General features: G+C 42.9%; 10 protein-coding genes and 1 pseudogene. 1 reads left to right on the plus strand and 10 read right to left on the minus strand.

Going from position 1 to position 11276, the window contains the following annotated elements; all coding sequences use genetic code 11:
- Positions 1-221: pseudogene (locus tag BLW59_RS16475) on the minus strand (transposase); the annotation flags it as partial.
- 216 nt (positions 222-437) lie between these two features.
- Entirely contained in the window at positions 438-1217 is a 780-nt protein-coding gene (locus tag BLW59_RS16480; protein WP_074698883.1) for a hypothetical protein, read from the minus strand.
- 253 nt (positions 1218-1470) lie between these two features.
- Between BLW59_RS16480 and BLW59_RS16485 the strand changes: the two genes are divergently transcribed.
- A complete protein-coding gene (locus BLW59_RS16485; protein ID WP_074698886.1) occupies positions 1471-1977 on the plus strand; it encodes a hypothetical protein in 507 nt (168 codons plus the stop codon).
- A gap of 56 nt (positions 1978-2033) precedes the next feature.
- Here the strand turns inward: BLW59_RS16485 and BLW59_RS16490 are convergent, their stop codons facing one another.
- The 8 genes from BLW59_RS16490 to BLW59_RS16520 all read right to left on the minus strand — a co-directional run bounded on the left by BLW59_RS16490 (position 2034) and on the right by BLW59_RS16520 (position 10769).
- Positions 2034-2528: a hypothetical protein gene (locus BLW59_RS16490; RefSeq protein ID WP_074698888.1), complete on the minus strand. Its 495-nt coding sequence runs from the start codon at positions 2526-2528 to the stop codon at positions 2034-2036.
- A 159-nt stretch (positions 2529-2687) separates the two neighbouring features.
- Complete coding sequence (locus tag BLW59_RS16495) at positions 2688-3113, minus strand: hypothetical protein (RefSeq protein WP_074698891.1); 426 nt, start codon at positions 3111-3113, stop codon at positions 2688-2690.
- Positions 3114-3214: 101 nt separating this feature from the next.
- On the minus strand, positions 3215-3346 hold the full coding sequence (locus BLW59_RS18270; protein WP_318258720.1) for a hypothetical protein: 132 nt from the start codon (positions 3344-3346) through the stop codon (positions 3215-3217).
- The gene (locus BLW59_RS16500) at positions 3333-4799 is read right to left on the minus strand and encodes a PcfJ domain-containing protein (protein ID WP_074698894.1); all 1467 of its coding nucleotides are present in this window, start codon (positions 4797-4799) and stop codon (positions 3333-3335) included. The genes BLW59_RS18270 and BLW59_RS16500 overlap by 14 nt, the downstream gene beginning before the upstream one ends.
- A gap of 383 nt (positions 4800-5182) precedes the next feature.
- Positions 5183-6511 carry a replicative DNA helicase gene (dnaB, locus tag BLW59_RS16505; protein WP_074698896.1) on the minus strand — a complete coding sequence of 443 codons (1329 nt, stop codon included), beginning with the start codon at positions 6509-6511 and terminating at the stop codon, positions 5183-5185.
- A 178-nt stretch (positions 6512-6689) separates the two neighbouring features.
- Complete coding sequence (prfH, locus tag BLW59_RS16510) at positions 6690-7280, minus strand: peptide chain release factor H (protein ID WP_074698899.1); 591 nt, start codon at positions 7278-7280, stop codon at positions 6690-6692.
- A gap of 3 nt (positions 7281-7283) precedes the next feature.
- The gene (locus tag BLW59_RS16515; protein ID WP_074698902.1) at positions 7284-8423 is read right to left on the minus strand and encodes an RtcB family protein; all 1140 of its coding nucleotides are present in this window, start codon (positions 8421-8423) and stop codon (positions 7284-7286) included.
- 57 nt (positions 8424-8480) lie between these two features.
- Positions 8481-10769: a tetratricopeptide repeat protein gene (locus BLW59_RS16520; RefSeq protein ID WP_074698905.1), complete on the minus strand. Its 2289-nt coding sequence runs from the start codon at positions 10767-10769 to the stop codon at positions 8481-8483.
- Positions 10770-11276: the final 507 nt, after the last annotated feature.

Raw genomic sequence — 11276 nt, forward strand, 5'->3', positions numbered from 1 at the left:
AAGGGAATAACAGATGAATCCATCTTTTCCTGCTGATAAAAGGACTTGTTGCGAAAGGCATTCTCGAATGCAACCTTAAACACATTGCTTACAGAGAAACCGCGAACCTTATAGGCATTGCAGGCCTTGAGTATCTTGCCAACATGGAATTCTTCCAGGAAACAAGATATTTTTGAAGAAAGTTGTTCACCAAAGATATGATTCTGTGATACAATGTTCATGGCATAAGCCCTCCGTTTATGTTATGATTGCTGTCACTTTCATTATACAAAACGGAGAGAGCTTATGCTATTTTTTTAGGAAATGGTACAAGTCGAATAATTTGGCAGTTTCACAACTGCGAAGTTTGAGTTAATAATAATTTTACATCACGATATGGAGTTTACACAGAATTTGGGACAGCCACGAGTCCATTAGAACCATTTAGTAACAAGGGCTTAGATTAATTGATTATTGGTGATAAAGTCAACTATACTATCTTCTATATCTTTAGGTGCATACTGCGGATGACAAGTTCTCAAAATATGTATCTTATGTCCCAAATCACTCAAACGCCCTTCACCAATCCATCTATCTTTACGAGGTTGACTTATCCTTTGTATAATATTTAATTCATCAAATATAGAGCAAATATTTTCATCGAAATTTTTCCCAACCAAAAAGACGATATGTGTTGGGTTTATAATAGAGATTTCCCTTCTTATTATATCAAGATAATCTATACAGTTAAAGCGCATAAATTCAAACTTTTCAATATGTCCACTAGCGCATGATTCATGTCCACAATTACATTTAATTAAATTAGTTATAGCAATATACTCCACCAAATCATCAATAGGAACGTTTAGGAAAATCCTTTTAGATACATTACTAATCGTACTCCAAAACCTACTATAATTGGGCCAAAGTTTTTTTCTAGCATCAAAAAACACTTCCGTGCAATAATGATTTTCTCCATCATCGGGATAACCTGGATAAAAATACTTATTTTCACCAGCTCCTACTGCTGTTTTACCAACAAAAAGAATACGTTTTTCTTGGCTATCAAAATTATCTCCTACTACCCATGCAGAAACTGGCTTAAATAAATCAGTTTCAAATTTACTCTTATGCTCTTTATTACACTCTACACAGCAAGGATTAGAAGGCGGGACTATACTACCTAGATTCTTTTGCGCATACATCTTTAAAAGCTCTTTTTCCTTTGCATTAGGCATAATTACACACATCCTTTCGCACATCAAATACACCTAAAACTTTGCGTAACATATTCTACATGCACACATGAACATCCTGCTTCTTTCAAAAAATTATCTTAGGACCATATTTTCTAATTGAAATATACAAAAAACATACACATAATCTGACATATCATAAAAACCAAAAGAAGACGGATTGCTATATTATCTGAAAACTTATCTAAATTGAAAATTTTTGTTTTATATTGCAGTAACGATTGGAGGTATGAATATGTACCATTTGGATTTTGTCACAGATAGGGAGAAAACTCTTCAAAATCCATTGAAACATTTGAAGACAATGAAAATAAACATAGATTACCACAACCTCATATTCAAAGCATCCGATATTAGATCCCTGGAAATATACGCCCCCCAGCCCCGCTTCCCTGAAGTTAGTTCTGCACCTGAATTAGCACGCTATTATGATGCCACAGGAGGCCTGAAACTCTGCATTTCCCCCTTTGCACATCCAAAAACAGGTTTCATGGGCATGGATTATGAATGGGATCCAAGATACTTTGACTATCTAAAAACAATGGGATATGCTTACATAGATGATATTGTTCTCGATTATAGCAATTACCGACAGGACAACCAATTCATAACAATCTGCCCTCCCTGCTTACTCGACGAAGGGAAAAGCGCTTGGCCAGACAAAGAAAAAAACCTCTTAGCGTCGGCATGGCAGGATGATACGGGGGCACTAATAATAAACTTTAGCAGTACAACTGCTTGACTACGCAATCAGAAATAATCATCATAGAGGCTATGTGAACAAATATAGTTAATATTTCACAACATCCCTAAAAGTATTTTGTTCATTTCATCATCACATAAACTTTCGTATTCACTAATAAATAATTCGCGTGCTTCCCATTCATGTTCAGTAATATATCGCTCACCGATTTTCTTCACGACTTGCTCAATAAACGGATGTGACCACTCAGATGGATATATGGCTGATAAGTGACGAATAACTTCATGCCACGCATTTTGAGGATTTGGGGCATCATTGCCAACTATTCCAGCAGACTTCTCAACACTCCTTATTACATCAATAACTTCTTTAAGCGTAGGCATTTCACTTTGAGTCATTGCCAAACGTTGAAAAGCTACTGCAATTATATGTGGCTTTATATCAAGTACAGATAATGTTCTTGCGATATATTCTACTCGAATATCCGTATCGAAAGAATGTAAAAAGACACGGCTATAATTTCCAACAATTAGATTAATCTGCCTGTTTCTTTCTTCAGCAGATAATATTATTTCTGATGTAGATGCCATATAAAGTCCCCCCTAAACTACATAGCCTATATTTTTCGGCGCATATCAAATCAGCCCATTTTATCTCTTATCATGGCTGATCTTTCACGATATATGAGGAAAAGGCATCTATCAAATTGCAGATGCCTTTTCCTCTACTTATGTTTTCCTGTCACCTGCTCAAAGAAGGTACGTATCCAGCTCCTTCAAAACCTCATCAATATTGAAACTCACGGCCTTTTCATGATATTCACGATGATCGATATAAAGAATACGGCTTCTCTCGATGACGAAATCATCCTCCGACAAACTGCCCATACGAACAAGGCGGCCATCTATTGTGATGGGGCGTTCATATATGTCACACATTGGATCATCCTGAGACTCCGGATCATAGTAGCTGAGACTCTCAAAAGACATCTTGTCAGTTTGGACCATGTTGGCATTCTTCACCAGATAGCGGACACCATCCTTTATGCCGTAGCTGCGGATATCTGACAACCTAAGCCTATCCTCGCCCACTTTTATAAAGATCTTCTCTTTTCGATTTTCTCCTCCATCGGCTGCCTTTACCTTCTTCACAATGCCTTCTTCTGATGTACTCATGATTGATGTCTCCTTCCATAAATCTTATAAGAAGTTATTTCCTCTATACATATATTGTACAAAAACGATGTGAAAAAAAATGACCATCAAACAAAAAATAATCATGAAGCAGAAATAAAACCCATATGATGATGACTGACAACAGCATATTGAGTAGCTGCCATCACATCAAAATCTTCTTGGCCAACTCCACCATACAGGAAATTAGCAATTTTTACATTAACGCCGGCCATAGACAATCTTCTTTTCCTTTGCCCAATGCTTTATAACCTCTTGTATCGGAGGCGATAACTGCTGGTTGCAAGGGCCAAAAGCTTGTACGACCCGTCTTTGCTGGATTTCTATACAGGCGATATAGCGGTCTTCCTGCACCATTGCCATTATGAGTGATTTCCGCTCCAATACAGCTAGACGGTAACTGGACACACAGTTATGAAATCTCTTGCCATATATCCGCAAATCATCTGACTCTTTTGGCAGGACAAAACGGTAACCATCGATTTCATCGGCATACGCTTTTTCCTTATCCGTATATTGAATAGACGTATTGGGAATATCATACCATTGCAAGCAACCATGTTCTAGCCGTGGCAGAACGTTCGCCAAGTCATGCATCATGTCATCATGTACCGCAGAGGTGAAACCTTCCCGGAGCAACCGCCGACGGGTTTCCGGCGTTAGCAGTCTGTCGTCTCTGTCCAGATTGCTCACAACAAACATACGCAGTATGTCAATGGTGTCCTGAGTCCATTTCAGTGCCACCAACGGTTGCAGGTAGTTAGCTAGTTGCGACTCGGAGCGATGTTTTAAATACCATCGGCAGAAACACTCCATCCATTCCAAATAAGGATTGAATTGCTGCCGACAGTTATCTTCCAGTTTTCCCGTCTCCGGATGAAATGTCAGTTTTGCCAAATGGTAGCCGAAGATAACTTCCCGCTGAAAAAAGCGGCGTATAACATTAATGTCACGAAATCCCAACTGACGCAAAAGCACATACGCCACCAAGTTCTCCGGCATTTCACCGTAGAAACGTCGCAGACTCTTGGGGGGACGGTCTATTTGCAAATAATAGCAGAGCGGATGGTAATTGTCCCGTTGCTCTCTGGGAAAGAGCAGTTCATAAGGTTCTCCAATAACATGGCGCAGGAGGTATATGTTCATATCCAGTGGTCGATTACAGAAGGCAATCATGTGCTTGAGACCGTGCAGACTCCCCATAGATGTTGGGCGAAAACCGAATTCCCTCTCTGCATATCCTTGCAAAATATATATGGCCGTATCTGTCACCACGGTGGGTATCTCAACATAAGAAGCTCCCATCATATCGGGGAAGGTGACATGTTCTGGGCAGTGAAAAAATTTCACCCAACCTTTTTGACGTTCCTTCATGAAGGCCATCGGCCATGCCTGAAGTTGGCTATGGGCGAAGTCGCATTCGATGAGCCATTGTTTTTCCTGTATCGATTGCACTTTCCCCTTGGCGAAGCCAACCATGAAAATATCCAGGGACACCTCTAAAATACTGTCGTCCTTAGCTGCAACCGTCCATTGATACGGGATAAAATATCTGTCTTTCCCCTCCCGCGCCAGCAAGTTAATCTGATCTTCAACCATTGATGCATGGCCAGTACCCTCTTGCCATTCCTCTGTTTCCACATCAAAATAAAAGGTCTTTTTTATCACCGATGCCACCTCGCCTATTCAGGCATTCTTTGATTGTCCAGTAATGTACTAACTTTTGATGAAGTTAATGTTCTCTGCTACCGTAGCAATGGATTTTTAAGGAAACGATGATTCGGACGTGTCTTCTCAAATTCATTATCCATGTCAATCTAGAGTACCTTTTTCCCTGTTCTGATAAGTCCGACACCAATATTAGCTGTAGCGGTAGTTTTTCCTGAATATCTGGGTGATGTGATTAAAATTACCTGACTCATTGCGCATCTTTCCTCTGCATGCTCACGATAACAAGTCTGCTGTTTAGCGTCAGACCTTTTTACTGTCGCCTATTATATAAAAATGAACATTAAACAAAATATTTTTCGTGAAATAGCCATATGCATCTATCACTCTATCAGTAAATCTCTGAACTTGGTAAATTCCTTCTGAAAGTATAATTTGACCGTATCCACTGGCCCATTGCGATGTTTGGCAATAATTACTTCCGTAATGTTCTTTGCTTCTGTATCTCTGTCATAATAGTCTTCACGGTAGAGAAACATGACTATGTCAGCATCCTGCTCCAATGAGCCTGAATCGCGTAAATCGGACAGCATCGGACGCCTCCCCTGGCGGTTTTCCACGGAACGATTAAGCTGTGCGAGAGCAATGACCGGGACATCGAGTTCACGGGCCAAAGCCTTCAAGGAACGGGAAATGTCGGAAATCTCCTGATTGCGACTGTCGCTGTTTTTAGCCCCTCGCCCCTGCATCAGTTGAAGATAGTCTATGAAAATTATGGAAAGGCCTCGCTCTGCTTTCAAGCGACGCGCCTTGGAGCGCAGTTCCATCACCGTGATGCCCGCGGTATCGTCTATGTATATAGGAGACTGGTTCAAACGATTGCTGGTTTCCACGAGACGCGTCCATTCATCATCTTCAAGCTTCCCTGTGCGAAGCCTTTGAGCATCAATGCCGCCTTCGGAGCACAGCATTCGCTGCATAAGCTGTTCCTTGCTCATTTCCAAAGAGAAAAAAGCTACTGTTCCCAGGTTGTGCAGACCAATGAAACTAGCTATGTTTAGCGTGAAGGCCGTCTTGCCCATAGAGGGTCTAGCAGCCACCAACACCAGATCTGAGGGATGCAGACCACTTGTTATGGCATCAAGATCCCTGAAGCCGGTGGAAATGCCTGTAATATTTCCCTTGGATTCATAAAGGCTGTTGATTCGCTCGAAAGTGCGCAAGAGAATTGCTTTCATAGACTCGAAGCCGCTTGTTTTCTGCCCCGCCGCCACTGCAAGTATGCGCTTTTCTGCTTCGTCCATGATATTCGCCACTTCGTCCGTGTCCTCATATGCAGCTGTAGCAATAGCTGTAGCTGCATCTATAAGACGGCGCAGCTCTGCTTTCTCTTTAACGATTTTGGCATGGTAAGAAATATTTGCCGCTGTGGGCACCGTATAGGCAATGTCCGTGACAAAGCGCACACCACCAATCTTCTCCAGATGCCCTTCTTTTCGTAGCTCCTCGGTGAGGGTAACGATGTCAACCGCCTCTTCATTATTCGTCAGTTTTAACATGGCTTCATATGCCACCTTATGCGCTTCTCTGTAAAAGTCCTCAGGACTCAGTATTTCCTGTACATAAATAATAGCTTCTTTTTTGATGAGCATGGCCCCCAGCACTGATTTTTCGGCCTCTATATTTTGTGGTGGCATACGATTTTCGGCCATTTTTTTAAACCTCCCAGCAGTTTTCAGCTATACACATTTGACACATTACATTCCAATTGTCTCTTTATCTCTATTTTAGAAAATGATATGTCTAAAAAATTATTCATCAAAAAATATTTATTTCAAATAAACAAGGCACCTATCATGGTGACAAGTGCCTTGCTGTAAATATGCTCTTTTAGCTTTTGCGCTGAAAACGCTGGCCTTCGTAAATTCTAACAGGATTGCCTCTTACCAGTTCATAATGCTCATGACGAGCTTCGTTTTTATGCCGAGCAACTGCCTCCTCCTGACGGCTGGCCAGCAGAGCCTCAAGCTTCTTTTGGGCAATCCTGCGATTAGCCTCCTGGGTTCGCTCTTCTGTGGCTGTAACAGTCAGTCCCGAAGCCATATGGGTGAGGCGGACGCCAGTTTCTACCTTATTGACATTCTGCCCGCCCTTGCCGCCACAGTGGAAGTATTCCAACTTGTACTCGCTATCTTCTTCCTGATGGCTTTCATCAGGCAGCAGGCTAACGTGAATATACCAGTTCTTTCGCTTGTGATGTGGACGGAAGGGGCTTTGGCATATCCAGGCCACCGTACCTGACAGTGAGGAAGCATCCTGCTCTGTCTCCAGGGTGATGGAGCAAAAACAATCCTTGTTATGTCCTTTGACTACAGAAAAAACTTTGGCATCAGGAAATTCCCGCTGGAATTCTGTAGCCATGAGATATACTGCCCGTTCACATTCTGCCGGGCCCTGCCCGGAGCTTATTTGCAGCCGCACTGCCTAGTCCTCCCTTCCTGCTTTGAAATTGTAAGCTGGGCGAAGCACCTTTGTCACCTCAGCTGTGTCAGCGATGGTCTCTCGAATCTCATCCAGACCGCGATAGGCAAAGGGTGCTTCATCCAGAGTGTCCTTGCCTATGCTTGGAGAATAGATTCCCTTCATTTCTCGCTTGAAGTCCGAGACTGTGTAGCGGCCGGCTACATCCACCCGCTTCATGATACGCCCGGCACCATGTGGAGCCGACTGATTCCAAGCTTCATTCCCCTTGCCTTTGCCCAGTAGTATACCATCCCGCATGTTGATAGGGATGATGACCAGTTCATCCTTCCGGGCTGATATGGCACCTTTTCTCAGCATAGGCTGCACATCGCGAAAATCCACATAGTTGTGATGGCAGGAAAGAAGTTCCTCAACCTTCCATTTCATCGCTTTGCAGATTTCTTCTATCATAATGCGCCGGTTCAGAGCAGCATATTCCTGCACTATCTCCAGATCGTGCAGATAGGAGGCCATCAACTCTCCCTCAAGGTAAGTCAGCTCGTAGGGCACTTCTTCCCCCCTGGCCTTCAGGATTTTCTGTCCTGCTGACAGGTAATACTCGGTGAGTTCCTTGCCCAGATGGCGGCTGCCGGAGTGGACAGCAAGATATGCATTCTTCTCGTCATCGAAATCAATCTCCAGCATATGGTTGCCGCCACCAAGAGTGCCCAAGCTAAGCAGAGCGCGGTCACGACGGATATGCCTGGCTGCTTCCAGCCTGTCAAAATCAAAGTCTTCAGCCAGGTGGTGTACTTTCTTGCGGATGCTACTGCCTGCGGGGACATTTTCGGCAATAGCCTTGTCCAAGCGCGGATATTCAGGACGGAATTTCTTCAGCTTGGCCAGGGTCATCCCGCAACCGATATCAATGCCTACTACCTCAGGCAAAATCCTCTCCCCTACAGTCATAGTCAGGCCTATGGTACAGACCTTGCCAGGATGTACATCCGGCATGACACGAATCTTACTGCCTGCAGTCGCCGGATTGTCTGTCAGCATTTTCAGCTGGGCTATGGCATACTCATCCAAGGCAGTGCCAGCATTGTCTGTCGTGTAGACTATAGCTTCAGAACAATTACCTGATATCTTTACTGTTTTCATAAAATCTCCTTTTTCCCCATACAATATTCCACAGAATCCTTTTTAGAGAGATTATCTTCATAAAGACTGGATTATCCGTCGCATTACTGACTCTATCCTGTTCGCCTTTTTAGCCTGCGTCATATACTCATTGTCAATTTCAATAAATGAGTTTGACCTGTGTGAAATATATCGTATGAACTCTTCCTGCCGCTTGTTGCGTCCTCCATGATTAATCATTATAACACATGTGGGCGTATCTGCATCTTGTGCCGCCTCGGTCAGGAGCTGCACGCGTTTCATTTCATTTTCACAATCCAAGTAGGTCACAATAAAGAAAAACTTGAAGTGCTTGCGATGAAAATAACACTTCCTGCCTGTTGAAGTGTCATTCTCTCCCTCAAATATCGTCAGCGACTGGTTTATTTTCAATTCCTTCCTGGTAATAAAAGCATTTGTTTTTGTTCTGTCCTTTAACAAGACAGATTGATGTTTGGAAAAATCCTCTGGCAACATTGAATCAAGAAAGCCTTGAATATCCCAATCCGGGCTATAAAACAGGATTTTATTAATGGCAAGTCTTCCGTATATTGCTGCATAAATGTATAAGCTCACCTTTAATTCATTTATATTTTTCCCCTTATCCTGATAGCAGATATCCCCCAAAAGCTTCGGCTCTCCTGCTTCCAGTTCCTTTCTGGAAGCCTTATTGAACCAATAATCCGCTTCGATTGCATTTTGTGTCAAACCATCACCATCACGATACATGACAGCCAGATTATACATGGCCCCAACATTGCCATTTTCGGCTTCTCGTTTATTCCATGCGATAGCCTGCTTATAAAATGCTTCTGCTAACGTGGCATTCCTGCTTATGCCATCGCCTTTGCTCAAAAGGCAGGCAGCAGCCAGCAAGGCATCAGGATCTCCATGCTCACTATCTATCGCAGCCTGGAAAAACCAGAAAAATGCTTCCTGTGTATATGTAGGGTAATTTTCCTCTGCATATTTGAGCAGCGCTCTGGTTCTGGGCAGTTTCCGCACTGTAGTACGCCATTTGGCAATATAGAATGGATCTTCACGTATTTCTTCTCTGCAAAGACAAGCCAGTCTGTGCAAAGCGTCTAAGTTTCCAGCTTGCGCAGCCTTGGCGTACCATTCCTTTGCCCTGTCTGTATCTTGTGACAACCCCTGCCCTCTTTCCAGTTTTGCTGCCAGCTTGCAAGCCAGCCTGCCATGTTCATCGCATGCCACGTCTTTATTTCTATAATATGACCATGAGCGAGATTTCCCGTCAGGCCATGGTGTTAACCTTTCTAAATAGTAATCACTTTTTATATTGTCTTTTGCGCTGAACTTAACAGCCTGTTCATGCCAGTATAAAGCTCTGCCGCTATCCTTTGGTACAATTTCACCCTTTTCATAAAGTCCAGCCATTACCAGCATGGCATCAATTGCTCCTGCCTTTGCCTTGTTTTCGTGCCACGGAATGGCTTCCTTCACCGCATGGACTGCTGACCAGTGGATATGGACCATATTGTTCAAGTTCAAATATGAAAGCGAATCGGGGAGATTGCATAAATTGGGGCCGCCAAATTTTGCCGCCTGGCCTGCCCACATAGCTGCCTCGTCATAATTTTTTGTCGTCCCTATCCCCGCCGCATAGCAATCGCTTGCCTGCAGCATAGCCAGGGTGTTGCCATTCATCGCAGACTGCAGTATCCATTCAAAACCTTTATGAGTATCTTTTTCCAGCCCCCAGGCGCTGTCACCTTCCAGATACAAACTCCCCAATCTATACATGGCCCAAATGCTCCCCATATCTGCTGCCTTTTGAAGGATATCCTTATTTATATAGCCAGGAACAGATTTCATCAGCAGTTTACGGAGTGCAAGATTGTCAGGATTCAATGATATTGTTGCAGTTATCAAATCAGCCAATGATTTTTCGATATATCTGCCACCAACATCAGGACTCTCTGAACAAATATTCATTAAATACTCTATGGCCTCAGCTAATTTATATCCCTCCCTATCACAGCTGCTATATCTTTTATGCATGATAGCTTTTTTATAAAACTGATTGGCAAGTACTATATCCTGGTTTGTTCTTGTCCCTGCAGAATAGATATCTCCTGCTTTCAAAAACGCGTCAGCAGTATATCCATTCTGGGCCCGCAGCCACCAATCTCTGGCTCTGAGCAAATCACGCTGTATGCCTAAACCATCCTCATAGATTTGTGCCAAGTGCTCCATAGCTTCAAAATTATTCTCTTCTGCCGACTTTTCATAGTATGATATCGCTGTTTGAAAGCAGCATAGCAGTTCCTCATTTTCTCCCTTTGCCAATTCATCCCAGCTATTCATCAGATTCTCCTCCTCCCTGTGCGTATCTGCCTATATCCTAATTATAGTGCACCTGATGTCTAAAAAAATGCTCATGATAACCATTTTCATTATTTTAAATAACGATTCCTAGGAAGGGAATTTCCATATGATGTCGAAGTGTGCCAACAGAAGGTGTCTTACATCGTTACACGGACACCATTATGTGAATTAGAAAACCCGGTAATCTAAATGAGAATGTGTGGCTGTTGGTATTGAGGTGATGGGAAATGCTTTTACACAAAGCTGGAATACCATAGCTTGAAAGCGTATGAGAAAATTGGCGCAGAAAAACCAGCCTCTGAAAAACAAATTTTTTCAGAGTTCAAGCACGCTTACGCCAGGCATTTACATGGATGACGGATATTATTGCGAATAACCGAATATACCACATCATGGAAGAGTGATGGTGCCCTTCTTCCAACAACCCGTCAATCTTTATGTATTTGTTTGCGCGTTCGGCAGATGTGCGCTTGTTGTAGACTTGCT

The organism is Selenomonas sp. KH1T6 (assembly GCF_900108415.1).
GTDB classification, from domain to species: domain Bacteria; phylum Bacillota; class Negativicutes; order Selenomonadales; family Selenomonadaceae; genus Selenomonas_B; species Selenomonas_B ruminantium_A.